Genomic DNA, 25,821 nt, shown 5'->3' on the forward strand with positions numbered 1-25,821 from the left:
GGTCAGGCGAACGCCTCCACGGGCGGGCAGGCGCACACCAGGTTGCGGTCGCCGAAGGCGTTGTCGATGCGGCGCACCGGCGGCCAGTACTTGCCGCGCACGAGGGATGCCACGGGGTAGACCGCCAACTCCCGCGAGTAGGGATGCTCCCACTCCCCCGCGATGACCGCCTGCGCCGTGTGGGGCGCGTTCACGAGCGGATTGTCGTCGGCGGGCCATTCGCCCGCGCCCACGGCGATCGCCTCCGCCTTGATGGAGATCATCGCCTCGATGAAGCGGTCGAGCTCGGCGACATCCTCCGACTCGGTCGGCTCGACCATGAGCGTGCCCGCGACGGGGAACGACATGGTCGGCGCGTGGAAGCCGTAGTCGATCAGCCGCTTCGCGACGTCGTCGACGGTCACGCCGGTCTCGTCTCGCAACGGCCGCAGGTCGAGGATGCACTCGTGCGCCACGAGCCCGTTCGCGCCCGTGTACAGCACCGGATAGTGCGCCCGCAGGCGCTGAGCGACGTAGTTGGCGGCGAGCACGGCGTGCGAGGTGGCGTCGCGCAGGCCCTCGGGCCCCAGCATCCGCACGTATGCCCACGAGATGGGCAGGATCGAGGCGGAACCGTAGGGCGCCGCGGAGATCGCTCCGCCGTCGAAGGTGAACCCGCCGGCGTGCTCGTGGCGCTGCGCCTGGTCGTGCGACGGCAGGAACGGTGCGAGGTGCGCCTTGGCGGCGACGGGCCCGACTCCGGGGCCGCCCCCGCCGTGCGGGATCGCGAACGTCTTGTGCAGGTTCAGGTGGGACACGTCGCCGCCGAGGTCGCCGAACCGCGCGAATCCGAGCAGCGCGTTGAGGTTGGCACCGTCGATGTAGACCTGACCGCCCGCGTCGTGAACCGCCTGGGTGATCGCGAGCACGTCGTGCTCATACACACCGTGGGTCGACGGGTAGGTGATCATCAGCGCGGAGAGCGCATCGGCGTGCAGCGCGATCTTCGCGCGCAGGTCGTCGAGGTCGACGTTGCCCGCGTCGTCGCACGCGACCACGACCACGCTCATGCCGGCGAGCACCGCGGATGCCGCATTCGTGCCGTGTGCGGACGACGGGATGAGACACACGGTGCGCGAGAGGTCGCCGCGAGACAGGTGGTAGCCGCGGATCGCGAGGAGCCCGGCGAGCTCGCCCTGCGAGCCGGCGTTCGGCTGCAGCGAGACGGCGTCGTAGCCGGTGAGCTCGGCGAGCCAGCCCTCGAGCTGCGTGACCAGCTCGAGGTAGCCCTCGACGTCCTCGGCGGGCGCGAACGGGTGGATCTTCGCGAACTCGGGCCACGAGACCGCCGCCATCTCGGTGGCCGCGTTGAGCTTCATCGTGCACGAGCCGAGCGGGATCATGCCGCGGTCGAGCGCGTAGTCGCGATCGGCGAGGCTCTTGAGGTACCGCATCATCTGCGTCTCGGAACGGTGCGCGTGGAACACCTCGTGCGTGAGGAACTCGTCGATGCGCGACAGCGATGCCGGCAGGTGCGCGGAAACTCCCAGCGCGCCGGCGCGCGCCGCGCCCGCCGCTCCCCCGAACGCCTGCACGACCGCGTCGAGGTCGGCTGCGGTGGTGGTCTCATCGACCGAGACGCCCACGGTGTCGTCGTCGACGAGAAGCAGCTGGATGCCGCGGCCGTGCGCGTCCGCCACGATCGCCGCCGCGCGGCCCGGCACGCGCACGCGCACCGTGTCGAAGAACGCGTCGTGCACGAGCTCGGCGCCGGTCGACGTGAGCGCGTCCGCGAGTGAGGAGGCGCGGGCGGCGACCGCCCGGGCGATCTCCCGCAGGCCGTCGGGGCCGTGATACACGGCGTACATCGAGGCCATGACCGCCAGCAGCACCTGCGCGGTGCAGATGTTCGACGTCGCCTTCTCCCGCCGGATGTGCTGTTCCCGCGTCTGCAGCGACAGCCGGTAGGCGGGGTGGCCCGCGGCATCCTGCGACACACCCACCAGGCGACCCGGAAGCTGGCGCTCGAGACCCGCCCGCACCGCCATGTAGCCGGCGTGGGGTCCGCCGAAGCCGAGCGGCACGCCGAAGCGCTGGGTCGTGCCGACCGCGACGTCGGCGCCGAGAGATCCCGGCGAGCGCAGCAGGGTGAGGGCGAGGAGGTCCGCCGCGACGACGACCTTTCCGCCCGCGGCCTGCACGGCGGCGATGGCCTCGGTGGGGTCCCACACGCGGCCGGATGCCCCGGGGTATTGGATGAACGCGCCGAACACGTCGATGTCGGCGGGCGGCGGCGACTGGTCGAAGCTCGTCTCGTGCAGGTCGATGCCGACCGCGGCGGCACGGTGCGCCAGCAGCGACTTGGTCTGCGGCAGTGCGTCGGCGTCGACGAGGAACACCGTCGAGCGGGACTTCGAGGCCCGGCGCGCGAGCAGCATGCCCTCGACGACGGCCGTGGACTCGTCGAGCATCGACGCGTTGGCCGTGTCGAGCCCGGTGAGGTCGGCGACCATCGTCTGGAAGTTGATGAGCGCCTCGAGGCGACCCTGGGAGATCTCGGGCTGGTATGGCGTGTAGGCCGTGTACCAGGACGGGTTCTCGAACACGTTGCGCGCGATGACCGACGGCGTGTTCGTGTCGTAATAGCCGAGCCCGATCATGGGTCGCAGCACCCGATTGCGCGCAGCGAGCCCGCGCAACTCCGCGAGCGTCTCCTGCTCGGTCGCCGCGGACGGCAGGGCCGCCAGCGTCTCGCGAGGGGTGAGGATGGCGACGGGCACCGCGGCTCGCACGACGGCATCGGCGTCGGCGTAGCCGAGCGCCTGCGCGAGGCGTGCGCTGTCGCCGGCCGTGCCGATGTGGCGGGAGCGGAAGGCGTCGCTCACGCAGCGCCGCCGGTCAGCTCGTCGTAGGCGGCGCGATCGAGGAGCCCCTCGATCGCCTCACCATCGAGCTCGACCCGCACGAGCCACGCCGCGAAGGCGTCGGCGTTCACGAGCGCCGGGTCGCTGTCGACGTCGCCGTTCACCTCGATGACGCGGCCGGACACGGGCGCGTAGAGCTCGCCGACCGACTTCGTCGACTCGATCTCGCCGCACACCTGGCCGGCGGTCACCGTGCCATCGATGGCGGGGAGCTCGACGAACACCACGTCGCCGAGCTTCTCGGCGGCGTAGTCCGTGATGCCGAAGGTGGCGACATCCCCTTCGATGAGCACCCATTCGTGCTCGGCGGTGTACTTGAGTGCGTCGCGGTCGGTCATGCGTTCCTCCGATAGAAGGGCGGGGTGGTCACGGTGGCGGGGATGAGAGTGCCGCGCACGTCGATCGCGAGAGCCGTGCCGGGGGCGGCGTGCGCGGGCGAGACGTAGGCGAGTGCGATCGGGTGTCCGAGCGTGGGGCTGAGCGCGCCGGAGGTGATCTCTCCGACCGCGTCGCCGTCGGGCGTGCGCACCTCGTAGCCGGCGCGGCCGGCGCGCCTGCCCTCGGCGACCAGCCCGACGAGCACCGGGCGATCGGTGAGGTCGGCGGCCTCGAGCGCGGCCTTTCCGACGAAGTCGGGCTTGTCGAGCACGGGCACGCGGCCGAGACCGGCCTGCGCGGGCAGGGTGTCGAGCGTCAGCTCGTGGCCGTAGAGCGGCATGCCGGCCTCGAGGCGCAGCGTGTCGCGGGCGGCGAGCCCGGCGGGCACGAGCCCGACCGGCTCGCCCGCGACAAGGAGGGCGTCCCAGAGCCGCGCCGCGATGCCGACGGGGGCGAGGAGCTCGAAGCCGTCTTCACCCGTGTACCCGGTGCGCAGCACCAGCACGTCGGCGTCGAAGGCGCGCGCCCGCGACCACGCGTAGTACTTCAGGTCGGCGACCGGGGGCGCGACATCCGTCAACTCGTCGAGGGCGGCGAGCACCTCGACGGCGCGCGGGCCCTGCACCGCCAGCAGGGCATAGTCGTCACTGACGTCGGCGACGGATGCCGCGAACTCCCCCACCCGCTCGGCGAGCGCCGCGGCGACGGGCCCGCGGTTGCCCGCGTTCGCGATCACGAGGAACCGCTCGTCGGCGAGTCGATAGACGATCAGGTCGTCGATGACGCCGCCCGACGGGGCGAGCAGCAGCGAGTACTTCGCCTTGCCGATCGCGAGGGCAGACAGGCGGCCGGCGAGCGCGGCGTCGAGGTAGGCGCCGGCATCCGCGCCGACGACGTCGAACTCGGCCATGTGCGAGATGTCGAACAGGCCCGCCGCCTCGCGCACCGCGCGGTGCTCGGCGAGATCGGACGAGTAGCGCACCGGCATGAGCCAGCCGCCGAAGTCGGTGAACGAGGCACCGAGGGCGTCGTGACGGGCGTGCAGCGCCGTCGTGCGGGATGTGGAGGTGGGGTCGGTCATGAGTTCTCCCGTGCAGGGGCGGGCGACCGTCAATCGACGGTCTCGAACTCCCCCTCTGTCATCGGCCTGAGAGCTTGCTCGCGGCATCCGTCACAGAGTCGGATGCCGCGGCTTTCACCGTCGGCGGACGCGTATGCGTCGCTTTCCAGAGCGGCCCGACCGGGGCGGTACGGCTACCTGAGAGATTGGCGGGGAGGCTTGCTCCTTCGGTGCCCGTCGCCGGCTGCGACGGAGCTCTCCCGCTACGGTCACGGGGCCTTGTTGACTTGTGCGGCCAGCTTAGCGGCACCGGTGCGCTCAGCGGATGCAGGCGCCCGACGACACGGTCTGCTGCATGCTCTCCGCCTGGGCGACCACCGAGGTCAGCTCGGCGGTGGTCATCGCGTAGCCGACGTTGGGGTCGCTGTCGCTGCGGGCGAAGACGATGCCCACAGCCCGTCCCGACGCGTCGAGGAGCGGCCCGCCGGAGTTGCCGGGCCGCACCACGGCGTCCAGGGCGTAGATGTCGCGCACGTCCGATCCGCTCCCGTAGATGTCGGGCACCCGCGCCTCTCCCACGCTCGTGACCGAGGCGTTCCCCGACGTGAACGGGCCGCCATAGGGATAACCCTGCACGACGGCGGCGGCGCCGGCGGTGAGTGTCGCGCCGAGCGGGATGGCTGCGGCATCCAGCCCGTCGGTCGCGATGACCGCGATGTCGTTGTGCGGATCGTCGTACACGATGCGACCCTCGACGGCGGCGCGACCCGGGAGCTCCACGATGGGGTTCGTGACTCCGGCGACGACATGCGCGTTGGTGACGACACGGTCCGGAGCGATCACGAAGCCGGATCCCGTGGAGGTCTCGCTGCACGCATAGGCCGTGCCCGAGATACGGGCGACCGACTGCGCGGCGGCGTTGAGTGCCGGGTCGGCGAGGTCGATCGGGGCGGCGGCGGGTGCGGTGGCGGCTCCGTCGAGCAGCGCCCCGAACTGCGGCAGCCCGTCGCTGAGCACCCCCTGGCGCAGCTGCGCGAGGGCCTGCGACAGCGGGCTCGGGGTGAGATCGTCGATCGTGCGCAGCACCGTCGACGACGCGACGGCAGGGGCGAGCACGGGCGTGCCCGTCACCACCACGCTCTGCCCCACGAGCGAGATCGCGAGGGCGGCGACGACGACGCTCAGCGCGCCTCCCAGGACGCGATCGACGATGCCGAGGCGCAGGCGGTCGACGCCGCGCCGCAGGCGCATGCCGATGGCGCCGCCGAGCGTGCCGCCCGCGAACAGGAGCGCGATGCCCGCCGCGAGCACGATGAGTCCGCGCCACTGGGACCACGGCACAACGCCCGACAGCAGCGGCAGCAGCCACCACGCGGCGGCGCCCGCCGCCACGACGCCGAGCAGTGCACCGGCGCTCGCGAGAAGACCCCGGGCGATGCCACCGGCGAGCGCGCCGATGAGCAGGAGCACCGCGATCACATCGACGACGAGCGACATGGATGCCTCCTCCTCCCCCGCCTGGATGTCTCACGGTACGACGGATCCGCTGGGAATCGTCCCGGTTTGCCTTCGAGTCATCGAGACTCTAAGATCGCTTCTGGTCATCATGACACTAACCATCCGTTCCGAGAGCGCCGCGTCGGCACCGTCCCCGTCGGACCCGACGCGCGTCGCCGTGTCGACCGTGATCTTCACCCTGCGGCGGCCCGACGGGTGCGACCTGCCCGTGCTCTCCCTGCCGCTCGTGCGCCGCACCCGTGACCCGTACGGCGACTTCTGGGCCCTCCCCGGCGGATGGCTCGACGCCGACGAGGAGCTGGAGGATGCGGCATCCCGCACCCTCGGCGAGACGACCGGCCTCGCCGCGAGCTACCTCGAGCAGCTCTACGCCTTCGGCGCCATCGACCGCTCCCCCTCGCGGGTCATCTCGATCGTCTACTGGGCGCTGCTGCGCTCCGACGACGTCGACGCTCAGCTGGCCGCGCACCTCGCCGCCGGCGACGCCCCCGAGAACGTCGAGTGGTTCGACGCCGCCCACCTGCCGACCCTCGCCTTCGACCACAACGCGATCGTCGACTACGCCCTGTGGCGCCTGCGCAACAAGGTGGGCTACAGCCGCATCGCCCACGGCTTCCTGCCCGGATCGTTCACGCTCGCTGAGCTGCGCGAGGTGTACGAGGCGATCCTCGAGCGCCGCCTGGACCCTGCCAACTTCCGCCGCCAGGTGGAGGGCTCCGGAACCCTCATCCCCACCGACGACTTCCGCACGGGCAGCCATCGACCGGCGCGCCTGTACCGGTACAACCACGACGTCGAGCTCTCCGATCGCGGGCCGCTCGGCACCGCCCCGCCCGCTTCTCGCGAACAGTCAGCCACACCGCACACCCCGAAGGAGGCGCGATGAGCGCCGTCAACATCGCCCTGCGCCCGCGCGACGAGATCGATCCGTCGGTCGACCACGTCATCCAGTCGCTCGTCTCCGGCGGATCCGCCGACGCGACCTGCACGACCGACCTCGCGGCCGGCCCGTGGACGTTCGACGTGAGCGAGGGCTACGGGCCCGGTGCCTCGATGGGTGACGTCATCCCCACCGGGTCACCCCGCCAGGGCTCGCTGCCGCAGGAGTACCGCGACGCCGACCCGGCCGATCTGGATGACCGCATCCGTGCGGCGAAGCAGATGCTCGGCGACCGCGTCGTCGTACTCGGCCACTTCTACCAGCGCGAGGAGGTCGTGCGGCACGCCGACTACGTCGGCGACTCGTTCCAGCTCGCGACCGCCGCGAAAGCCCACCCCGACGCCGAGGCGATCGTGTTCTGCGGCGTGCACTTCATGGCCGAGACCGCCGACCTCCTCTCCGGAGCGGACCAGGCCGTCATCCTCCCGAACCTCGCCGCCGGCTGCTCGATGGCCGACATGGCCGACATCGATCAGGTCGAGGAGTGCTGGGAGCAGTTGGCTGAGATCTACGGCGACATGGATGCCGCGGACGCCGACGGGCTCGTGCCGGTCATCCCGGTCACCTATATGAACTCGTCCGCCGCGATCAAGGGATTCGTCGGCCGCCACGGCGGCATCGTCTGCACGTCGTCGAACGCGCGCACGGTGCTCGAGTGGGCGTTCGAGCGCGGACGCCGCGTGCTGTTCTTCCCCGACCAGCACCTCGGCCGCAACACGGCCAAGGCCATGGGTGTGCCCCTCGCGCAGATGCCGATGTGGAATCCGAACCGTCCCCTCGGCGGCTCGAACGCCGACGAGCTCGCGGATGCCCGCGTCATCCTCTGGCACGGGTTCTGCTCGGTGCACCGTCGCTTCTCGGTCGCCCAGATCGACAAGGCGCGTGCCGAGCACCCCGGCGTGCGCGTGATCGTGCATCCCGAGTGCCCGATGGACGTCGTCGATGCGGCCGACGAGGCCGGATCGACCGACTACATCCGCAAGGCGATCGAGGCGGCGACCGAGCCCACGACGTTCGCGATCGGCACCGAGGTCAACCTCGTGCAGCGCCTCGCCGCCCAGCACCCGCAGCACGAGATCTTCTGCCTCGACCCGGTCGTGTGCCCGTGCTCGACGATGTACCGCATCCACCCCGGCTACCTCGCCTGGACACTCGAGTCCCTGGTCGCGGGAGAGGTCGTCAACCGCATCACGGTGCCGGGCGACGTCGCCGACCCCGCCCGCATCGCGCTCGAGCGCATGCTCGCGGCGAAGCCGCCGGCAGGACGCGTCGAGACGCCGGGGAGCGCGCGGTGAGCCGCAGCATCCACGCCGTCGTCGTCGGCAGCGGCATCGCGGGTCTCACCGTCGCGCGCGACGCCGCCCGCGTGGGGGTGCGGGTCACCCTCGTCACGAAGGACGAGCTGGCCCACGCGAACACCCGATACGCCCAGGGCGGCATCGCGGGCGTCATGTTCGACGACGACAGCGTCGAGGACCACATCGCCGACACCCTCACCGCCGGCGCGGGCCTCGGCGACCCCGCGGCCGTGCGTGTGCTGGCGACCGAGGGGCCGGCGCGCATCCGCGAGCTGATCGGGCTCGGCGTCGCCTTCGACCGGGATGCCGCCGGGTCGCTGCGCAAGGGACTCGAAGCCGCGCACTCCTACCCCCGCGTGCTGCACGCGGGGGGAGACGCGACGGGTGCCGAGATCGAGCGGGCGCTGGTCGCGGCCGTGCGGGCGTCGGGTGTGGAGATCGTCGAGCACGCGTTCCTCGTGGACCTCGTCGTCGCGCACGGGCGTGTGAGCGGCGTCGAGCTGCAGCAGGGCGATGCCCGCCGCACGATTCACGCCGATGCCGTGGTGCTCGCGACCGGCGGCGCCGGCCAGCTCTTCGCGCACACCACCAACCCCGTGGTCGCCACGGCCGACGGCATCGCCGCCGCTCTGCGCGCGGGGGCCGCTGTCGCCGATCTCGAGTTCGTGCAGTTCCACCCGACCGTGCTCGCCACCGGTGACGCGTTCCTCGTGTCGGAGGCCGTGCGCGGCGAGGGCGCGACCCTCATCGACCAGGACGGCCGGCGCTTCGCGTTCGATGCGCACCCCGACGGCGAGCTGGCCCCGCGCGACGTCGTCGCCCGGGCGATCGCCGCCCGCATGGCGGCGCAGGGAGGCGCGCCGGTCGCGCTCGACGCGACCCGGCTGCACGCACCCGGCACGGCCGCCTTCCTCGCCGGACGGTTCCCCACGATCGATGCCGCCGTGCGCGAGCGCGGCCTCGACTGGGCGCGGGAACCCATCCCGGTGACGCCCGCGGCGCACTACCTCATGGGCGGCGTCGTGACCGACCTCGACGGCCGCACCACCCTGCCCGGCCTCTACGCCGTCGGCGAGACGGCCCGCACCGGGGTGCACGGCGCGAACCGACTGGCCTCGAACTCGCTGCTCGAGGGCGCCGTCTTCGGCGCGCGCGCCGCGGCGGCTCTGACCACAGACGCGGATGCCGCGTGGCCCGCGCCGGCACTCCCGGCGGCGCCCGCACCGCTCGAGACCGCCGCGCCCGCCGCCGACGCCCCACCGTTCACGCGCGCCGCGCTGCAGGAGCTGCTGTGGCAGCACGCCGGTCTCGTGCGCGACGACCGCGGGCTCGCGCGAGCGGCATCCGTGCTCGCCGCGTGGTCGCTGCCGCACGCCGCCGCATCGTCGGTCGCCGGATGCGAGGACGAGAACCTGCTGCAGGTCGCCGTCGCGCTCGTCGCGGCTGCGCGTGCGCGCACTGTCTCGGTCGGGGCGCACTTCCGCGCCGACGCGGACCCGGCCGCAGCGGCGGACGCCGCGGCATCCGTCACCGAGGTCGTCGCATGCTGACCGCCCGCACCATCGACCGCATCGTCACGCTTGCGCTCGACGAGGACGCCCCGTGGGGCGACCTCACCAGCGAGACGCTGATCCCCGCCGACGCGGTCGCGACAGCCGACCTCGTCGCGCGCGAGGACGGCGTCTTCGCCGGAGGCGAGGTGTTCGCGGCCGCCTTCCGGCTGACCGACCCGGCCATCGAGGTGGGTCTGCACGTCGCCGACGGCGGCCGGTTCATCGCCGGACGCCGGCTCGCGACGGTGACCGGGCCGGCGCGGGGCGTGCTCACCGCCGAGCGCATCGGGCTCAACTTCGCGCAGCGCATGTCGGGCATTGCCACCCTCACCGCACGCTACGTCGACGCGATCGCGGGCACCGGTGCGCGCATCGTCGACACCCGCAAGACGACCCCGCTGCTGCGTGCGTTCGAGCGCCACGCGGTGGCCGCCGGCGGCGGGCACAACCACCGGTTCTCGCTGTCCGACGCGGTCATGGCCAAGGACAACCATCTGGGCGTGCTGACCGCGACCGGGGCCGATCTCACCGACGCGCTCCGCGAGGCGATCGCGAGGCTCCCCCACACCGCGCACGTCGAGGTCGAGGTCGACCGCGTCGACCAGATCGAGGCCGTCGTCGCGGCGGGGATCGGCACGATCATGCTCGACAACTTCACCGTCGACCAGCTGCGCGAGGGTGTCGCCACCGTCGCCGGACGGGCGCGGATCGAGGCGTCCGGCGGGGTGAGCCTCGACACCGTGCGGCAGATCGCTGAGACCGGTGTCGACGTCATCTCGGTCGGCGCGCTCACCCACTCGGCGCGCGCGCTCGACCTCGGGCTCGACCTGCGCATCGACCTCGGGCGATGAGCGGGCTCTACCTCGACAACGCCGCGACCACGCCCGTGCGCCGCGAGGTGCTCGAGGCCATGGCACCGTTCCTCACGAGCGTGTTCGGCAACCCGTCGAGCCACCACGAGCTCGGCGATGCGGCGGCCCGCGCGCTCGACGACGCGCGGCGCCGGGTCGCCGCGGTGCTCGGCATGCGCGCGGGCGACATCACGTTCACCTCGGGCGGCACCGAGGGCAACAACCTCGCCCTCAAGGGCATCGCGATCGCCGCGGCATCCGCGCGCGGCGCGCGCCACGTGATCACGACTCCCATCGAGCACGAGTCGATCCTCGAGTCGGCGCGCTACCTGCGCCGGGTGCACGGGTTCGACGTCGACCTGGTGCCGGTCGACGAGACAGGACGCGTCGACCCAGCGGAGCTCACCGCCCTGCTGCGCGACGACACCGCGGTCGTCAGCATCGGGTACGCGAACAACGAGATCGGCACCGTGCAGGATGCCGGGGCCCTCGCCGCAGCGACCCGCACGGCGGGCGTACCCCTGCACCTCGACGCCGTGCAGGCCGCGGGGTGGCTGCCTCTCGCCGGCACGGGCGCCGACGCGCTCGTCATCGCCGGGCACAAGCTCGGTGCGCCGAAGGGAACCGGGGTGGCGGCGATCCGCGGGCGCGTTCCCGTCGAGCCGCTGCTGCACGGCGGCGGGCAGGAGCGCGGGCGGCGCAGCGGCACCGAGAACGTCGCGGGCGCCGTGGCGATCGCAACCGCCCTCGAGCTCGCCGAGGCCGAGCGCGAGGCCTCTGCCGCGCGCGTCGCCGCGCTGCGCGACGAGTTCGTCGCCGCCGCCCTCGTGCGGCTGCCGCAGGCGCGCCTCACCGGCGACCCCGTGCATCGACTGCCCGGCACCGCGAGCTTCACCTTCGCCGGCACGAGCGGCGAGGCAGTGCTGCTCGAGCTCGAACGCCGCGGCGTCGTCACCTCGAGCGGCTCGGCATGCGCCGCGGGCAGCGACGAGCCCTCGCACGTGCTGCTCGCCCTCGGGGTCGACCCGGTCGTCGCGCAGACCTCCGTGCGGTTCACGTTCGACCATCACGGTCACATCGACCCCCAATATCTCGCGAACGCGCTCACCTCCGCCGTGGCCGCCGTAGGATCGGCCGGGTGAGTTCCCCGGCGGTGACCGTCATCGTTCCCGGTTTCGACGTCGCCGCCTACGCCGATGAGGCGCTGGCCTCGCTGCGTGCGCAGACCCGAGACGACTGGCGTGCGGTGCTCGTCGACGACGGCTCGAGCGATGCGACCGGGGCGATCTACGCGGCGGCCGCGGCATCCGACCATCGCTTCGAGGTGATCACGCACCACCGTCAGCGCGGCCTCGCCGCCGCGCGCAACACCGGTCTCGACGCCGTCACGACGCCGTACGTCGCCTTCCTCGACTCCGACGACCGCTACACCCCCGCAGCCCTCGAGACGATGCTCGGCACGCTCGAGGAATCCGGCAGCGATCTCGCGATCGGCGCCTACGTGCGCCTGCGCCCGCAACCCGGCGGCGGGTATGCGAGCGGACCCGTGCAGCCCTGGGTGAGCGCCGCGACCGCGCCCGCCCGCCGCGGCGTGACGCTCGCGGAGCACCCCGAGGCATCCGGCAACATCGTGGCCTGGTCGAAAGTGTCCCGCGCCGACTTCTGGCAACGCACCGGGCTGCGCTTTCCTGAGGGACGCCTCTACGAGGACCAGCAGGTCGCGCAGCGCATGTACACGCTCGCCCGCGCATTCGACACGGTTCCCGACGTGATCGTGGAGTGGCGCGAGCGGGCCGACGGAACCTCCATCACCCAGCACGAGAGCACGCTCGGGGTGCTGCGGGACTGCCTCGACGCGATGGCCGCGGGGCTGGCCGTGCTCGACGACGCGGGTCAGCACGCCGCCGCCGACGCCCGCGTGCGACTGATGCTCACGATGGATGTGCCGCGTCTCGCGCGCATCGCCGAGACGCATCCGGATGCCGCCTACCGCCGCGCCCTCGGAGAGTTCACCCGTGCGCTCACCGCGCGCAGCAGCGAGCGCGAGGACGGCCGCGAGGCATCCGTCGCCGCGACCTGGTGACGCTCAGACGGGCCTGTCCGCGTCGAGGTCGGTGACCGCCGCGAGCTGCTGGGCGGCGAGCGCCGCGTAGAGCCCACCGGCCGCGAGCAGCGACTCGTGCGTGCCCGACTCCACGATGCGACCGCGCTCGACCACGTGGATGACGTCGGAGGCGATGACCGTCGACAGCCGGTGCGCGACGGTGATGGTCGTGCGCCCGCGCGCCGCGGTGTCGAGGGCCTCCTGCACGATGCGCTCGGACACCGTGTCGAGTGCCGAGGTGGCCTCGTCGAGCAGCAGCACCGGCGGATCCTTCAGCAGCACGCGCGCGATCGCGATGCGCTGCTTCTCACCGCCCGACAGCCGGTACCCGCGTTCGCCCACGACGGTGTCGTAGCCGTGCTCGAAGCCCTCGATGACGTGATGGATGTTGGCCGCGCGGCAGGCCGCCTCGAGCTCGGCGTCGGTCGCCTCCGGCTTCGCGTAGCGAAGGTTGTCACGGATGGTCGCGTGGAAGAGGTACGTCTCCTGCGACACGATGCCGATGTCGTCGATGATCGCGGCGTGCCGCAGGTCGCGCACGTCGGCGCCCGCGAACCGCACCGTGCCACCCGTGGCCTCGTAGAGCCGCGGCGTGAGGTAGAGGATCGTGGTCTTGCCGGCCCCCGACGGCCCGACGAATGCGACGTGCTGGCCGGGCTCGACGGTGAACGAGACGTCGTCGAGCGTCGGGCGCGCTTCGCTCGACGAGTCGGGGTAGCGGAACGACACCCCCTCGAAGCGCACCTCGCCGCGCGGGCCCGGCGCCTCCGCGACGCCGATCGCCCCCGGCCGGTCGCGGATCGCGGGCGTGAGGTCGAGGTACTCGAAGATGCGCGCGAACACCGCGCCCGAGGTCTGCAGGTCGAGGGTCACGCGCATGAGGCCCATGAGCGGCTGCAGCAGCCGGGCCTGCACGGTGGCGAACGCGACGATGGTGCCCGCCGTGATCGTGTCGGCCCCGCCGCCGATCAGAAGGCCCGCGACCAGGTAGATGACGGCCGGCACGCTCGCCATGATGACGCCGACGAGCGAGAAGAAGCCCTGTCCGCTCATCGCCTGTCGCACCTGCAGGCGCACCTGGTTGGCGTTCTCCTCGCGGAAGCGCCCCAGCTCGTCGCCCTGACGGTTGAACGACTTCGAGAGCAGGATGCCGCTCACACTCAGGCTCTCCTGCGTGATGGCGGTCAGCTCCGAGAGCGACTCCTGCGTCTGGCCGGCGATGCGCGCGCGCACCTGGCCGACCCGCCGCTGCACGACGGCCAGCACCGGCATCAGGACGACCGCGATCACCGTCAGGCGCGGGTCGATCAGCACCATCGCGACGATGGAGGCGACCACCGTCACCGTATTGCCGAGCACGCTCGTCACGGTGTTGGTGAGCACCGACGACACGGCGCCGACGTCGTTCTGCAGACGCGACTGGATGACGCCCGTCTTGGTGCGGGTGAAGAAGGCCAACTCCATGGCCTGCAGGTGGTCGAACATGCGCACGCGCAGGTCGCCGGTGACGGCGTTTCCGACGGTGGCGGTGAGCCACGTCTGCCAGAAGTTCAGCGCCGCCGAGAGCAGGAAGAGCGCGACAGTGATCGAGACGAGCTCGACGAGCAACGGGATGCGGGGTCCGCCTCCGGAGGTCGGGAACAGGGCGTCGTCGAAGATGCGCTGCACGATCAGCGGCGGGATGACCGCGACGGCCGCACCGAGCAGCACGGCGACGATCGTGAGTGCCAGGCGCGCGCGATACGGCCGGAACAGCTCGGCGACCCGGCGCCCGAGGTGGGCGATCTTCGGCGCCGACGCGTTGGCCCTGCGCTGCGCGTCCTGGTCGACCCCGCGGAAGCCCGCCGGCCGCGGGCCCATGCCGGTGGCCATCCCCATGCCCATGCCGCCGCCACCGCCTCCGTGGCCCATACCCATCGCCATCAGCGGGTCACCCGAGGCTCGAGACGAGGTTGATGACCGTCGCGAGGATCACGGCGCCGAAGAGGTAGGCGAGCATGGTCTGCGCGATCACGATGCGCCGCACCTCGTTGGTCGTCACGTTGGTGTCGGCGACCTGGTAGGTCATGCCGAGCCCGAAGGCGAAGTACGCGAAGTCGGTGTACATCGGCGGCTCCTCCTGATTGAACTGGATGCCGCCGATCGGCTCGGTGTAGTAGACGTGCGCGACCCGCAGCATGTAGTCCACCTGGATGAGCAGCCAGGATGCCGCGACGCTGACGACGCTGATGCCGGCAAGGGCCAACGCCTCCCACCCGCTGGCATTGCGTGCCTCGACCACGACCACGCCGACGGCGCCCAGGCTGACGAGGCTGCCGACGACGGCGATCAGCCGGGCCGTGCGTCGACCCGGGTCCTCGGCCGTCGCGTGCGCTCGGGTGTCCGCGGCATCCATCGACCACGTCGCGACCAGCACCCAGGTCGTCTGCACGATGGCGAGCACCGCCCAGGCCGAGAGGATGCCGGCCGCCCACCCCTGCAACAGGCCCACGACGATCCCTCCCGCCAGGCCCGCGACGATCGACACGACCGCCCGCACCCGCACCGAGGCGAGCTGTCGTGAATCTGCCATGCACTCATCGTGCCACCAGTCGGGAATGGGATGTCTGTGACCACCGTTACGCTCATCACACGCCCGTCGCACTCTCGACGATGACGTCCCCGCCCACAGCCCCGAGACGAGGAACGCCCATGGCATCCACCGACACCATCCCCTCCGCACCGGCATCCATTACGCCTCAGGCGCAGCGCGTCATCTGGCTGCTCCTGGGTGCCGCGTTCGTGGCGATCCTCAACGAGACCACGATGGGCGTGGCGATCGACCACCTCATCGACGACCTCTCGATCACGGCGTCCGCCGCACAGTGGCTGACGACCGCCTTCATGCTCACGATGGCCGTGGTCATCCCGATCACCGGCTTCCTGCTGCGCCGTCTGACGACACGTGTGATCTTCGTGACGGCGATGAGTCTCTTCTCGCTCGGCACCCTGGTCGCCTTCCTCGCTCCCGGTTTCGAGGTGCTGCTGGTCGCACGCGTCATTCAGGCGTCCGGCACGGCGATCATGATGCCGCTGCTCATGACGACGCTCATGACCGTCGTGCCGGCGCACGAGCGCGGTCGCATGATGGGTCGCGTCAGCATCGTCATGGCGCTTGCGCCCGCCCTCGGCCCGACTCTGGCTGGAGTCATCCTCGACACGCTCGGCTGGCGCTGGATCTTCGGCGTCGTGCTGCCGATCGCGATCGTCGCACTCGTCGTCGGCGCGCTGTGGATCCGCAACGTCGGCGAGCAGTCGCACGCCCGCATCGACGCCCTGTCTGTCGTGCTGTCGGCGTTCGGCTTCGGCGGCCTCGTCTACGGCCTCAGCCAGATCGGCGGCGAGGGCGGGGCGGCATCGAGCCCGTCGGCCACCCTGTGGATCTCGCTGATCGTCGGCGTCGTGGCGCTCACGCTGCTCGTGCTGCGCCAGCTGCGTCTGCAGCGCGACGATCGGGCTCTGCTCGACCTGCGCGTCTTCAGCTACCGCAACTTCACGATCTCGCTCCTGCAGTTCACGATCCTCTCCTTCGCGTTCTTCGGCGCGATCACGGTGCTGCCGCTCTACCTGCAGCGCGCCGTCGGCGCCGATGCGCTCACCACGGGACTCCTGCTGCTGCCGGGCTCCTTGCTGATGGGACTCACCGGTCCGCTGATCGGCGCGATCTACGACAAGTGGGGCACCCGCGTTCTGCTGATCCCGGGCGCGCTGATCGTGATCGCCGTGCTGTGGGGCCTGACCTTCGTCGACGCGAACACCTCCATCTGGGTGCTGCTGCCCATCATCACGGTGATGTTCGTCGGCCTCGCACTGTCGTTCCCGCCGCTGTTCACCGCGTCGCTCGGGTCTCTCCCGCCGCACCTCTACGCCTATGGCAGTGCGATCCTCTCGACCGTGCAGCAGGTCGCCGGCGCCGCGGGTGTCGCGGTGCTGGTCACCCTGATGGCGACGTCCACCGCGAACGCGTCGGCCAACGGAGCATCGCCGAACGAGGCGTGGGCGTCGGGCACGCACACGGCGTTTGTCTTCGCGGCGGTGGTGTCGATTCTCACGATCGTGGGCGCGCTTATGGTGCGCAAGCCGGCCGACACGATCGAGATGCCGGGCGTCGGGCACTGACCTGCGAGTGATCGCACAGATGCCGACCCGGGTCACCGGGTCGGCATCGTCGTTCGGCGGTCTCAGCCGATGCTGCAGGAGCCACCGCAGCACGAAGGGGCTGCGTCGGCGTCGCCGAGAAGACTGAGGAACTGCGGCCCGGGGGTCGCGGCATCCGTCCCGGTGTCGTCAGAAGACGTCTGCGTCGTGGACATCGCTCCATCGTACGACTGTTGCGGGCCTCGGGCTCCGCTCACACGAGCGCGCCGAGCACCGCGCCGAGCGCCGCGCCCGCGACGCAGGCGACCAATTGGCCGAACGCTGCCGCGAGGCTCCATCCCCATCGACGCTGCTGCGCGAGGCGCACTGTCTCGAAGCTCGCCGTGCTGAACGTCGTGTAGCCCCCGAGAAGCCCGGTGCCGCCGATCATGCTCACCTCGACCGGCAGGACGCGCCCTGCGGCGGCCGCCACGACGAACCCGAGCACGAACGAGCCCGTGACGTTGATGACAGACGTGCCGAGCGGATAGGGATGCCGCCACCGTGCCTTGACCGCGCCGTCGACGACGAAACGCAGCGCCGCTCCGACGCCTCCGGCAGCCATCGTCGCGACCCACAGCCAAATGACGGTCATGCGCGGGCCCTCCGCATGATCGCCGCCCCCGCGGCGATGCCGAGGATCGACGCGGCGCCACCCACCACGACCGTCACTGCGCCATAGACGAGGCTCGCGGTCAGATCGGTGTGCAGCAGCCCCTCGGCACCGACGGCGAAGGTGCTGTAGGTCGTGTAGCCGCCCAGCACGCCCGTGCCGACGAAGAGACGGATGCCGCGCCGCACCCCCGTGTCGTCGCCGCGACGCACGAGCACCTCGAGCAGCAGTCCCAGCACGAAGGCACCGGTCACGTTGATGACGAGAATGCCGAAGGGGATGCCCCACTCCACCGGGATGGCGGCGGACACGACGAGGCGGACCCCCGTGCCGATCGCGCCGCCGAGCGCCACCAGACCGACCGCGGCGGGGCGCAGGTGAAGCGGCCTCGGGACGACCTCGATGTCGTCGGTGTCGGGATCGAGCGGAAGCTCGCTGTGGCTGTCGCGCTGCGAACTCACTCGCCCTCCGGTTCCCGGCCGGACGGCCGATCCGCCCAATCTACGCCCGTCACCACCGCCCCTCGCGCACGAACCTCGGCCGCAACATGCGGCAACGGCATGCAACGGGCCCCGGCGTAGCGTCGACAGCGCGACGGGGATCACGGAACCTCGGAAGGGGTCCGGGGCCGTTCCCCGACACGAAGGAGTGATGACGATGTCGATTCTCACCGACGCCCGTCCGAACCTCGATCGCGGCACCGTGCCCACCGGCACCATGCGCGCCGCGGTGGTCACGACCTCCGGCGAACCGCTGGTCGTCGAAGACGTGGCGATCCCGTCTCCGGGTCCCGGCCAGGCACTCGTGAAAGTGATCACGAGCGGCGTGTGCCACACCGACCTCCACGCGGCGCGCGGCGACTGGCCGGTCGCGCCGAAGGCGAATCTGATCCCGGGTCACGAAGGCTACGGCGAGGTCGTCGCACTGGGCGAGGGCGTGACATCCCTCTCGGTCGGCGACCGCGTGGGCAACGCGTGGCTGTGGAGCGCGTGCGGCGTGTGCGAGTACTGCCGCACCGGCTGGGAGACCCTCTGCCCTGAGCAGCAGAACGGCGGCTATTCCGTCGACGGCAGCTTCGGCGAGTACATGCTCGTCGACGAGCGGTTCGCCGCGCGAATTCCCGAGGGTTCCGACCCGTACGAGGTCGCGCCGATCCTGTGTGCGGGTGTCACGGTCTACAAGGGTCTGAAGATGACGGAGGTGAAGCCCGGCGAGTGGGTGGTGATCTCCGGAATCGGTGGTCTCGGCCACATCGCGGTTCAGTACGCCCGGGCGATGGGCATGCGCGTCGCTGCGGTCGACATCGACGAGGAGAAGCTCGCGCTCGCCCGCACCCACGGTGCCGAAGTCACCGTCAACGCGGCGACGACCGACCCGGGACCTGCCGTGCAGGAGCTCACCGGCGGCGCCCACGGCGTGCTGGTGACCGCTGTGCACCCGAAGGCGTTCGGTCAGGCACTCGGAATGGCCCGTCGCGGCGCGACCATCGTGTTCAACGGGCTTCCCCCGGGGGACTTCCCCGCGAACATCTTCGACATCGTGCTGCGGGCGATCACGATCCGTGGGTCGATCGTCGGCACGCGGCAGGACATGATCGAGGCCCTCGACTTCTACGCGCGCGGCGAGATCCACCCGACGATCGCCGTCGAGTCGCTCGACGACATCAACGAGGTGTTCGAGCGCATGGAGCAGGGCAAGATCGACGGCCGCATCGTCATGAAGTACTGACCGCGGCATCCGGTCGTGGGCGGGGTCGCGCGGCGGCCCCGCCCTTCCGCTGCCCGCCTACAGTGGCCAGGTGACCGACACTCCCCCGACCCGCTGGTGCCTCAGCCGACGCGACGGCGCGGTGTGCACGCGCGCCATCGGACACGCGGGGCTGCACAACCGGGCGGGCACGTCGCTGATGTGGTCGGATCGCGAGCAGGACGAGCCCGGATGCCGCGGCTCGGGCGCCACGGCGCAGCCTGCTCCCCGGCTCGACGATGGCTTTCCCGCAGGACGAGCCCTCTGCCCCGTCTGTCTCGGGTTCGTGCGCCTCACGGATTCCGGCGCGTTGTGGCGTCACGATGCCTTCCGCGGGGCACGGTCGGATCGCGAGGCGTCGAGGCGCGCGGACTGGTTCAACGCGTTCGGGTGGGAGGGGTGAGAACTTCGGCTATCGGCGCCCTATGGTGATGCTATGACGTCGTTCAGATCCGATTCTCGGCCGTTCGCTCTCCTTATCGTCGCGCTCGCGTCGGTCGCCGCCCTGAGCGGATGCAGTGGCGTATCCAGCGAACCGATCGCTTCGAACCCGACTACCTTCGCCTCGAGCCCAACCGCGAGTCCAATGGCGTCGCCGTCCGCCCGTCCGGTGGCCGGGAAGATCGAGCTCAGCCGCACGGAACTCACTGTCAGCTCTACCAGCGGCGCCTCACTCGCAACCGCCTCGTTCACGGACTGCGCGTCAGTCGAAGCCATCGCAACGCAGTACCTCGGCGCTCAGAAGCGCACCCCTCAGCCGAGCCCGTTTTCGGGCACGGTCGTCACATGGTCCGGCGTCGCGCTGGCGCTCAACGACCACGGGACGTGTTCGATGCAATTCTCTGCCGCCGCCTCCAACGGCCTCGTCCTCACGACACCCGACGGAGTAAGCGTCGGTGACACGGTCACGCACGTCGTCGCGGCGGGCGGAATCAGCGACTACACGTACGGCAACGGCACGGACACATTCGAGAGTTTCGCCTTCGACGCCGTCCCCGTCGATGGCACGACGTCGCTCACCCATCCCGGACAGGTAGGAAAGGCCTTCTTGGGCGTGGAGACCAAGAACGGCCGAGTGCAGTACATCGACTCCAACGGGAACGACTACTCGGACATCTGACAAGACGTGCCGATCCCTCACCCAGCGAAGAGATCTCCGTCGATGTAGAACCAGCGTTCGCCGTCGCGAACGAAGCGTGACCGCTCGTGCAGCACGCCGAGGGTGCCATCCGCGTCAACGTAGGTGGCGCGGAACTCGACGACACCGTGTGCGTCGTCCGGGCCGCCCGCGACGGTGTCGACGATCTGCAGCCCGCGCCAGCGGGGCGAGTCGTCGAGGTCGAGCACGTCGGGCACGGTCGACGGATGCCACGTACGCACCAGCCACGCGGCATCCCGATCACGAAACGCGGCGAAGCGCGATCGCATCAGCTCCTCCGCCGTGCGCGGTTCGATCCGGCCGGCCGGGGCGTCGGTCACCGTCAGTCCCAGTCGAGGTAGTCCTCGATCGCCCACGAGGTGGCGCCGACGTGTGTGGTGGGGAACATGTCGCCGCCGCCTTCGACCGGCACGACGCTCACGAGGCCCGGGGCCTGCGCGCGCAGCGCCTCGCCGTTGGCCACGGGAGTGACGGTGTCCGCGGTGCCCTGGATGACGAGCACCGGCACACCGTCGGCCGGGGCGGGCAGGTCGCCGTCCTCGACGCCGAGCAGCAGCACGCCGTTCACGCGGTCATGGTGGTCGAGGGCAACGAAGCGGGCGACGGTGCCACCGTCGCGATGCCCGCCGATCCAGGCGTGGTCGATCGCGAGGTGGTCGAGCAGGTCGACGACATCCTGCGCGCGGTCAGTCGGGGCCGCCGCATCCGCGTCGTGACGGGCGCCGATGCGCACGACACGGAAGTCCTCGGTGGCGAGCGAGTGGCTGAGGGGGCTGAGGTAGTCGATCGTGAGGCCACGGGCCGCGATGAGCACGACGGCAGGCCCGACGCCTTCCTCGGCGAACGGGATGGCGCGCGCGTCGGGGTCGAAGGTCTGGGTGGCGGCCATGTCGAGGGTCCTCTCACGTCAGTTGCGCCGCGGAGCGCGACGTCGCCGATCGGCGATGTGCGGCGGTGAGTCCAGTCTCCCGGGCGGAGGCCAGACTCGCCAATCGCTGCGTCGCTGCGGGGTCGGGTGCGCGAGGGCGTCTCGGCGCGCCGTCGCGAGTCGGTGCGCCATCGTGCGGACAGAACCGCACCGGCGAGACGCCACTCCCGCCAGCCCCGCCTCAGTTGTTGAAGCGGAACTCCACGACGTCGCCGTCCTGCATGACGTATTCCTTGCCCTCGAGGCGGGCCTTGCCGCGCGAGCGCGCCTCGACGACCGACCCAGCGTCGAGCAGGTCCTGGAACGAGATCACCTCGGCCTTGATGAAGCCCTTCTCGAAGTCGGTGTGGATCACTCCGGCGGCCTGCGGGGCCTTCCAGCCCTTGCCGATCGTCCACGCGCGGGCCTCCTTCGGGCCCGCGGTCAGGTAGGTCTGCAGCCCGAGCGTGTCGAAGCCGACGCGCGCGAGCTGGTCGAGACCCGACTCGCTCTGACCGGTGGAGGCCAGCAGCTCCGCGGCATCCTCGGGGTCGAGGTCGATGAGCTCGGACTCGATCTTCGCGTCGAGGAACACCGCCTTCGCGGGGGCGACGAGTGCCGCGAGCTCGGCGAGACGGGCGGCATCCGTCAGCACCGACTCGTCGACGTTGAAGACGAAGATGAAGGGCTTGGCGGTGAGCAGTCCGAGTTCCTTGATGGGCGCGAGGTCGAGAGCGGATGCCGACAGCAGCACGCCGCGCTCGAGGGCGTCCTTCGCGGCGGTCGCGGCATCGAGCACACCGGGATCGGTCTTCTTGCTCTTGACCTCCTTCTCGATGCGCGGGATCGCCTTCTCGAGGGTCTGCAGGTCGGCGAGCATCAACTCGGCGCCGATCGTCTCGAGGTCGGCCTGCGGGTCGACCTTGCCGTCGACGTGCACGACGTCGGCGTCGGCGAAGCCGCGCACGACCTGCGCGATGGCGTCGGCCTCGCGGATATTCGCGAGGAACTGGTTGCCGAGCCCCTCCCCCTCGCTCGCTCCGCGCACGATGCCCGCGATGTCGACGAACGACACCGAGGCGGGCACGAGCCGCTCGCTGTGGAACACATCCGCGAGCTGCTGTAGGCGCACGTCGGGCAGGTTCACCACGCCCACGTTCGGCTCGATCGTCGCGAACGGGTAGTTCGCGGCGAGAACCTGGTTCTTGGTCAGGGCGTTGAAGAGGGTCGACTTGCCGACGTTCGGGAGTCCGACGATTCCGATGGTGAGAGCCACGGGGGTTCAGTCTACGGGCGCGGATGCCGCGACTCGGCGGCATCGACCCGCCAGCGCATGAGCACGTTGCCGCTTCCGGTCCACGTGCGGGTCTCGAGCAGCTTCAGCGCGACGGCCGGCTTGGCATCGAAGAGCGGCACGCCGGTGCCCGCGATGAGCGGGAAGGTGACGAGGTGCAGCTCGTCGACGAGACCGGCGTGCATCAGGTCGTTCCACAGCAGCCGCGACAGCAGCACGAGGATGCCGCGCCCGTCCCGCCGCTTCAGTGCGGCGACCTCCGCACGGGCCTCGGCCCGACGCACCACCCGCGCCTGCGGATGATCGGCGAGGTCCGCCTCGGACACGGTGTCGGAGACGATGACCACCTCGATCGTACGGATGAGCGCAGCGAACTCCCGCCGGATCGCGGTGGCGGCGGCATCCGATTCGACCGACCGCCAGTACGCGAGGTTCTGCAGCGCCGAGCGCCGTCCCGCGAGCAGCAGGGTGTCGCTGGCCCGCATGAGCGCGGTCGTGTAGTGGTCGAACGTGTCGGCGCCCGCGTAGTCGGGGTGCTGGTGCGCGAAGAACGAGGCGATGTCGTGCGTGTCGTCTTCGTAGCGCCCGTCGACGGTCACGAAGTTGCAGACGGTGAGTGGGCGGCCGTTCATCGTGCGCTCACGGCCGTCGCGCGCGGAACGCGTGAGTGCGGTACGGAAGGTCGATGGTGCCGCCCGCGGCGAGCTCGGGACGCTCGGCGAGCACCGCGGCGAAGCGCTCCTCGATGGCCCCGCGATCGGCCGGGCTGGCAGTGATGATGTAGCTGCGCGAGCGCATCATCGCCCACAGCTGCTCGGCGGTCATCGGCCGAGCCCAGTCCCACACCTCGGATTCGAGATCGTCGAACGGCGCCTCGACCGTGGGGCCGCCGGCATCCATCATGTTCTCGGCGTTCGAGCCGTGCATCACCTCGGTCATGCGACGTACCCACGGGTCGCGATCGTCGCGCAGGTTCCACACCAGTCCGAGCACACCTCCGGAGCGCAGCACCCGACCGATCTCGGCCGAGGCGGGCCCGACGTCGACCCAGTGCCAGGCCTGCCCCAGGACGACGGCGTCGACGGATGCCGCGGGCAGCGGCAGCTGCTCGGCGGAGCCGACGAACGTGGGAACCCCGGGGACGGTGTCACGCAGCTGGGCGAGCATCGCCGGATCGGGGTCGATCGCGACGACCTCGGCGCGACCGGCCGCGACGACGCGGGTGAGCTTCCCGGTGCCGGCGCCGACGTCGGCGACGCGCAGCGGGCGGTCGCCGTCGAGCGCGGGCTCGAGCATCCACCCGACCGCCTGCCACGGATAGTCGGGTCGCCCGGCCTCATAGGTCCCCGCCACCGCACCGAACGAGGTCGACATCTGGTCTCTGCCTGCCATGTCTGCGACCCTACGCCGGGGGCACGACGGCCGCAGCGCGACATCCGCCCGTCGTCGGCGTGGCGCACCGGACGTCCCGGCGCGCGGGCGCACGGTAGGAGCGTGGCCCTGGACTTCACCGCGATCGACTTCGAGACGGCGAACTCCTCCAGTGCGTCGGCGTGCGCCGTCGGGCTCGCACGCGTGCGCAACGGACGCATCGTCGAGACCGCGGGCTGGCTGATCCGCCCGCCCGCCGGCCACGACCGGTTCTTCGAGATCAACGTGGGCATCCACGGCATCCACCCCGACGATGTCGAGAGCGCGCCGACCTGGACCGAGCAGCTGCCCGCTCTCGCGCGCTTCACGGGCGACGACATGCTGGTCGCACACAACGCGGGCTTCGACATGGCGGTCATCCGGCGGGCCTGCGAGGCCACCGGTGACGCGTGCCCTCCGGCGCGCTACGCCTGCAGCGTGCAGGTCGCGCGCCGCGTCTACGACCTGCCGTCGTACCGTCTCCCGGCGGTCGCCGACGCGGCCGGGTTCGGCCCATTCCCCCACCACGACGCGACAGCGGATGCCGCGGCCTGCGCGCACATCATGATCGACGCCGCCCGACGCCTCGGCGCCGGCGACATCGACGAGCTCGCCGCGCTCGCGGGCGTGCGCATCGGCACCCTCGCCGAGCCCGCCGCCGTCGCCGCCTGACGATGTCGGCACCCTCCCCCACACTGTGACCATGGATGCCGCCACCGTCGTGATCGCGATCGTCGCCTCCGTGATCGGCGCGGTCGTCGCGTGGGCCGTGGCATCCGCCCGGTATGCCCGCGCCCAGAGCGACCAGCGGGCGCGGGTGGCAGCGGCGGAGGCCGCCACCGCGGCAGCGCGGGAGGAGCTCGCACACGCGCGCGCCGAACTCGAGACGCGCGACGATCGCGAGCGCCGTGACCAGTCGGTGCTGCGCGCGCTCGCGCCGGTCAGCGAGACGCTGCACGTGATGCGGCGCCGGGTCGACGAGCTCGAGCGGGAGCGTCAGACGCAATACGGCTCCCTGGCCGAGCAGCTGCGCCGCGCACAGGAATCGGATGAGGCGCTGCGCGCGACGACCGAGTCGCTCGCGAGCGCGCTGCGCTCGGGCGCCACACGCGGCGTCTGGGGCGAGACGCAGCTGCGTCGCGTCGTCGAGGCAGCGGGCCTCACCCGCCACGTCGACTTCGACCTGCAGAGTCCGCTGTCCTCGGATGCCGGTGCGGGCCGTCCCGACATGGTGGTGCGCCTCCCCGGCGGCAAGGCCCTCGCCCTCGACGCCAAGGTTCCGCTCGACGCCTACCTCGAGGCATCCGCGATCGCGCTCACCGCGACCGGCGACGACGGCGAACGCCGCCGCACGCTCATGACGCGGCACGCCCGCGCGGTGCGCGCCCACGTCGACGCCCTGGCGAAGAAGGCATATTGGGCGGGCCTCGACGCGAGCCCCGAGTTCGTCATCTGCTTTCTGCCGAGCGAGTCTCTGCTGGCCTCGGCCCTCGATGAAGACCCCGCCCTGCTCGACTACGCGTTCACCAGACGGGTCGCGCTCGCGTCGCCCGTGAACCTGTGGGCGGTGCTGAAGACGGTCGCCTTCACCTGGACGCAGCAGGAGGTCTCCGCCGAGGCACGCACCCTGTTCGACCTGGGATCGCAGCTCTACGAGCGGCTCGGCGGTCTCGCCGGGCACGCCGACTCGCTCCGCCGAGCCCTCGAGCGCACTGTCGACGCCTACAACGGTTTCGCCGGTTCGCTCGAGTCGCGGGTGCTCGTGACAGCGCGCAGGTTCCCCGGGATCGACGAGACCAAGCGCGACGCCGTCATCGCACCGGCACCGATCGAGAAGTCGCCGCGTCGGCTCACCGCACCCGAACTGCTCGCGGCGATCGACGACTGACGGCGCCCGCCGAAGCGACCGTC

The 25,821-nt window shown here is 71.4% G+C and carries 26 protein-coding genes and 2 riboswitches; of the genes, 12 read left to right on the top strand and 14 right to left on the bottom strand.

Annotated elements, in window-relative coordinates:
* Positions 1–2: 2 nt before the first annotated feature.
* The 4 genes from gcvP to RR49_RS14135 form a co-directional block, all read right to left on the bottom strand.
* Entirely contained in the window at positions 3–2,864 is a 2,862-nt protein-coding gene (gene gcvP / locus RR49_RS14120) for an aminomethyl-transferring glycine dehydrogenase (protein ID WP_045248713.1), read from the bottom strand.
* Positions 2,861–3,241 carry a glycine cleavage system protein GcvH gene (gene gcvH, locus RR49_RS14125; protein ID WP_045248712.1) on the bottom strand — a complete coding sequence of 127 codons (381 nt, stop codon included), beginning with the start codon at positions 3,239–3,241 and terminating at the stop codon, positions 2,861–2,863. The genes gcvP and gcvH overlap by 4 nt, the downstream gene beginning before the upstream one ends.
* Entirely contained in the window at positions 3,238–4,362 is a 1,125-nt protein-coding gene (gene gcvT, locus RR49_RS14130) for a glycine cleavage system aminomethyltransferase GcvT (RefSeq protein ID WP_045248711.1), read from the bottom strand. The genes gcvH and gcvT overlap by 4 nt, the downstream gene beginning before the upstream one ends.
* 45 nt (positions 4,363–4,407) lie before the next feature.
* Positions 4,408–4,517, bottom strand: a riboswitch (glycine riboswitch).
* Positions 4,518–4,614: riboswitch (glycine riboswitch) on the bottom strand. It lies immediately after the preceding riboswitch.
* A gap of 45 nt (positions 4,615–4,659) precedes the next feature.
* On the bottom strand, positions 4,660–5,838 hold the full coding sequence (locus RR49_RS14135; protein ID WP_045248710.1) for a MarP family serine protease: 1,179 nt from the start codon (positions 5,836–5,838) through the stop codon (positions 4,660–4,662).
* A gap of 109 nt (positions 5,839–5,947) precedes the next feature.
* Here RR49_RS14135 and RR49_RS14140 point away from each other — a divergent pair, with 109 nt between their 5' ends.
* From RR49_RS14140 to RR49_RS14165, 6 genes are read left to right on the top strand one after another with little or no spacing between them, the layout of a single operon-like run.
* On the top strand, positions 5,948–6,745 hold the full coding sequence (locus RR49_RS14140; RefSeq protein WP_048808843.1) for an NUDIX hydrolase: 798 nt from the start codon (positions 5,948–5,950) through the stop codon (positions 6,743–6,745).
* Positions 6,742–8,094, top strand: coding sequence for a quinolinate synthase NadA (gene nadA, locus RR49_RS14145; RefSeq protein WP_045248709.1), 1,353 nt, complete (start codon positions 6,742–6,744; stop codon positions 8,092–8,094). Before RR49_RS14140 ends, nadA begins: the two co-directional genes overlap by 4 nt.
* Positions 8,091–9,647: an L-aspartate oxidase gene (gene nadB / locus RR49_RS14150; protein ID WP_048808842.1), complete on the top strand. Its 1,557-nt coding sequence runs from the start codon at positions 8,091–8,093 to the stop codon at positions 9,645–9,647. The genes nadA and nadB overlap by 4 nt, the downstream gene beginning before the upstream one ends.
* Positions 9,641–10,501, top strand: a complete 861-nt coding sequence (gene nadC / locus RR49_RS14155; protein WP_045248708.1) for a carboxylating nicotinate-nucleotide diphosphorylase — start codon at positions 9,641–9,643, stop codon at positions 10,499–10,501. Before nadB ends, nadC begins: the two co-directional genes overlap by 7 nt.
* Positions 10,498–11,643 (top strand): cysteine desulfurase family protein, encoded by a 1,146-nt coding sequence (locus RR49_RS14160; protein WP_045248707.1) that lies wholly within the window; start codon positions 10,498–10,500, stop codon positions 11,641–11,643. The genes nadC and RR49_RS14160 overlap by 4 nt, the downstream gene beginning before the upstream one ends.
* Positions 11,640–12,584, top strand: coding sequence for a glycosyltransferase family 2 protein (locus tag RR49_RS14165; protein WP_045248706.1), 945 nt, complete (start codon positions 11,640–11,642; stop codon positions 12,582–12,584). The genes RR49_RS14160 and RR49_RS14165 overlap by 4 nt, the downstream gene beginning before the upstream one ends.
* Positions 12,585–12,587: 3 nt before the next feature.
* Here RR49_RS14165 and RR49_RS14170 read toward each other — a convergent pair whose 3' ends face one another.
* Positions 12,588–14,528: an ABC transporter ATP-binding protein gene (locus RR49_RS14170; protein ID WP_048808841.1), complete on the bottom strand. Its 1,941-nt coding sequence runs from the start codon at positions 14,526–14,528 to the stop codon at positions 12,588–12,590.
* Positions 14,529–14,535: 7 nt separating this feature from the next.
* The gene (locus tag RR49_RS14175) at positions 14,536–15,177 is read right to left on the bottom strand and encodes a DUF1345 domain-containing protein (protein ID WP_045248705.1); all 642 of its coding nucleotides are present in this window, start codon (positions 15,175–15,177) and stop codon (positions 14,536–14,538) included.
* Between the two features lie 119 nt (positions 15,178–15,296).
* Between RR49_RS14175 and RR49_RS14180 the strand changes: the two genes are divergently transcribed.
* Positions 15,297–16,763: a DHA2 family efflux MFS transporter permease subunit gene (locus tag RR49_RS14180; RefSeq protein ID WP_045248704.1), complete on the top strand. Its 1,467-nt coding sequence runs from the start codon at positions 15,297–15,299 to the stop codon at positions 16,761–16,763.
* Positions 16,764–16,825: 62 nt separating this feature from the next.
* On the opposite strand, the gene RR49_RS16195 is transcribed toward RR49_RS14180, so the two are convergent.
* The 3 genes from RR49_RS16195 to RR49_RS15525 are packed head-to-tail and all read right to left on the bottom strand — an operon-like array spanning position 16,826 to position 17,855.
* Positions 16,826–16,957, bottom strand: coding sequence for a hypothetical protein (locus RR49_RS16195; RefSeq protein ID WP_273204901.1), 132 nt, complete (start codon positions 16,955–16,957; stop codon positions 16,826–16,828).
* A 38-nt stretch (positions 16,958–16,995) separates the two neighbouring features.
* Positions 16,996–17,376, bottom strand: a complete 381-nt coding sequence (gene crcB, locus RR49_RS14185) for a fluoride efflux transporter CrcB (RefSeq protein ID WP_045248703.1) — start codon at positions 17,374–17,376, stop codon at positions 16,996–16,998.
* Complete coding sequence (locus tag RR49_RS15525; protein ID WP_048808840.1) at positions 17,373–17,855, bottom strand: fluoride efflux transporter FluC; 483 nt, start codon at positions 17,853–17,855, stop codon at positions 17,373–17,375. Before RR49_RS15525 ends, crcB begins: the two co-directional genes overlap by 4 nt.
* A 196-nt stretch (positions 17,856–18,051) precedes the next feature.
* Here RR49_RS15525 and adhP point away from each other — a divergent pair, with 196 nt between their 5' ends.
* The 3 genes from adhP to RR49_RS14205 all read left to right on the top strand — a co-directional run bounded on the left by adhP (position 18,052) and on the right by RR49_RS14205 (position 20,260).
* A complete protein-coding gene (adhP, locus tag RR49_RS14195) occupies positions 18,052–19,122 on the top strand; it encodes an alcohol dehydrogenase AdhP (protein ID WP_048808839.1) in 1,071 nt (356 codons plus the stop codon).
* A 70-nt stretch (positions 19,123–19,192) separates the two neighbouring features.
* A complete protein-coding gene (locus RR49_RS14200; protein ID WP_045248702.1) occupies positions 19,193–19,543 on the top strand; it encodes a hypothetical protein in 351 nt (116 codons plus the stop codon).
* Positions 19,544–19,750: 207 nt separating this feature from the next.
* A complete protein-coding gene (locus tag RR49_RS14205) occupies positions 19,751–20,260 on the top strand; it encodes a hypothetical protein (RefSeq protein ID WP_211255168.1) in 510 nt (169 codons plus the stop codon).
* Between the two features lie 17 nt (positions 20,261–20,277).
* Here the strand turns inward: RR49_RS14205 and RR49_RS14210 are convergent, their stop codons facing one another.
* From RR49_RS14210 to RR49_RS14230, 5 genes are all read right to left on the bottom strand, one after another.
* Entirely contained in the window at positions 20,278–20,619 is a 342-nt protein-coding gene (locus RR49_RS14210; protein ID WP_048808838.1) for a YchJ family protein, read from the bottom strand.
* A gap of 2 nt (positions 20,620–20,621) precedes the next feature.
* Positions 20,622–21,188, bottom strand: a complete 567-nt coding sequence (locus RR49_RS14215) for an alpha/beta fold hydrolase (protein WP_045248700.1) — start codon at positions 21,186–21,188, stop codon at positions 20,622–20,624.
* Between the two features lie 220 nt (positions 21,189–21,408).
* Positions 21,409–22,482 (bottom strand): redox-regulated ATPase YchF, encoded by a 1,074-nt coding sequence (ychF, locus tag RR49_RS14220; RefSeq protein WP_045248699.1) that lies wholly within the window; start codon positions 22,480–22,482, stop codon positions 21,409–21,411.
* Positions 22,483–22,493: 11 nt separating this feature from the next.
* On the bottom strand, positions 22,494–23,132 hold the full coding sequence (locus RR49_RS14225; RefSeq protein WP_045248698.1) for a dihydrofolate reductase family protein: 639 nt from the start codon (positions 23,130–23,132) through the stop codon (positions 22,494–22,496).
* Positions 23,133–23,139: 7 nt separating this feature from the next.
* Positions 23,140–23,892 carry a class I SAM-dependent methyltransferase gene (locus RR49_RS14230; RefSeq protein ID WP_045248697.1) on the bottom strand — a complete coding sequence of 251 codons (753 nt, stop codon included), beginning with the start codon at positions 23,890–23,892 and terminating at the stop codon, positions 23,140–23,142.
* Between the two features lie 102 nt (positions 23,893–23,994).
* On the opposite strand from RR49_RS14230, the gene RR49_RS14235 reads away from it, so the two are divergent.
* Positions 23,995–24,582, top strand: a complete 588-nt coding sequence (locus RR49_RS14235; protein ID WP_045248696.1) for an exonuclease domain-containing protein — start codon at positions 23,995–23,997, stop codon at positions 24,580–24,582.
* 31 nt (positions 24,583–24,613) lie between these two features.
* The gene (locus tag RR49_RS14240; RefSeq protein ID WP_045248695.1) at positions 24,614–25,798 is read left to right on the top strand and encodes a DNA recombination protein RmuC; all 1,185 of its coding nucleotides are present in this window, start codon (positions 24,614–24,616) and stop codon (positions 25,796–25,798) included.
* Positions 25,799–25,821 lie beyond the last annotated feature (23 nt).

It is taken from the genome of Microbacterium ginsengisoli (assembly GCF_000956535.1).
Lineage (GTDB): Bacteria > Actinomycetota > Actinomycetes > Actinomycetales > Microbacteriaceae > Microbacterium > Microbacterium ginsengisoli.

Excerpts from the sequence above, each read along its gene's own strand:
- gcvH (WP_045248712.1), bottom strand. The coding sequence starts at position 3,241 with ATGACCGACCGCGACGCACTCAAGTACACCGCCGAGCACGAATGGGTG.
- gcvT (WP_045248711.1), bottom strand. The coding sequence starts at position 4,362 with ATGACCGACCCCACCTCCACATCCCGCACGACGGCGCTGCACGCCCGT.
- RR49_RS14135 (WP_045248710.1), bottom strand. The coding sequence starts at position 5,838 with ATGTCGCTCGTCGTCGATGTGATCGCGGTGCTCCTGCTCATCGGCGCG.
- RR49_RS14140 (WP_048808843.1), top strand. The coding sequence starts at position 5,948 with ATGACACTAACCATCCGTTCCGAGAGCGCCGCGTCGGCACCGTCCCCG.
- nadA (WP_045248709.1), top strand. The coding sequence starts at position 6,742 with ATGAGCGCCGTCAACATCGCCCTGCGCCCGCGCGACGAGATCGATCCG.
- nadC (WP_045248708.1), top strand. The coding sequence starts at position 9,641 with ATGCTGACCGCCCGCACCATCGACCGCATCGTCACGCTTGCGCTCGAC.
- RR49_RS14160 (WP_045248707.1), top strand. The coding sequence starts at position 10,498 with ATGAGCGGGCTCTACCTCGACAACGCCGCGACCACGCCCGTGCGCCGC.
- RR49_RS14170 (WP_048808841.1), bottom strand. The coding sequence starts at position 14,528 with ATGGCGATGGGTATGGGCCACGGAGGCGGTGGCGGCGGCATGGGCATG.
- RR49_RS14175 (WP_045248705.1), bottom strand. The coding sequence starts at position 15,177 with ATGGCAGATTCACGACAGCTCGCCTCGGTGCGGGTGCGGGCGGTCGTG.
- RR49_RS14180 (WP_045248704.1), top strand. The coding sequence starts at position 15,297 with ATGGCATCCACCGACACCATCCCCTCCGCACCGGCATCCATTACGCCT.
- RR49_RS16195 (WP_273204901.1), bottom strand. The coding sequence starts at position 16,957 with ATGTCCACGACGCAGACGTCTTCTGACGACACCGGGACGGATGCCGCG.
- crcB (WP_045248703.1), bottom strand. The coding sequence starts at position 17,376 with ATGACCGTCATTTGGCTGTGGGTCGCGACGATGGCTGCCGGAGGCGTC.
- adhP (WP_048808839.1), top strand. The coding sequence starts at position 18,052 with ATGTCGATTCTCACCGACGCCCGTCCGAACCTCGATCGCGGCACCGTG.
- RR49_RS14215 (WP_045248700.1), bottom strand. The coding sequence starts at position 21,188 with ATGGCCGCCACCCAGACCTTCGACCCCGACGCGCGCGCCATCCCGTTC.
- RR49_RS14225 (WP_045248698.1), bottom strand. The coding sequence starts at position 23,132 with ATGAACGGCCGCCCACTCACCGTCTGCAACTTCGTGACCGTCGACGGG.
- RR49_RS14230 (WP_045248697.1), bottom strand. The coding sequence starts at position 23,892 with ATGGCAGGCAGAGACCAGATGTCGACCTCGTTCGGTGCGGTGGCGGGG.
- RR49_RS14240 (WP_045248695.1), top strand. The coding sequence starts at position 24,614 with ATGGATGCCGCCACCGTCGTGATCGCGATCGTCGCCTCCGTGATCGGC.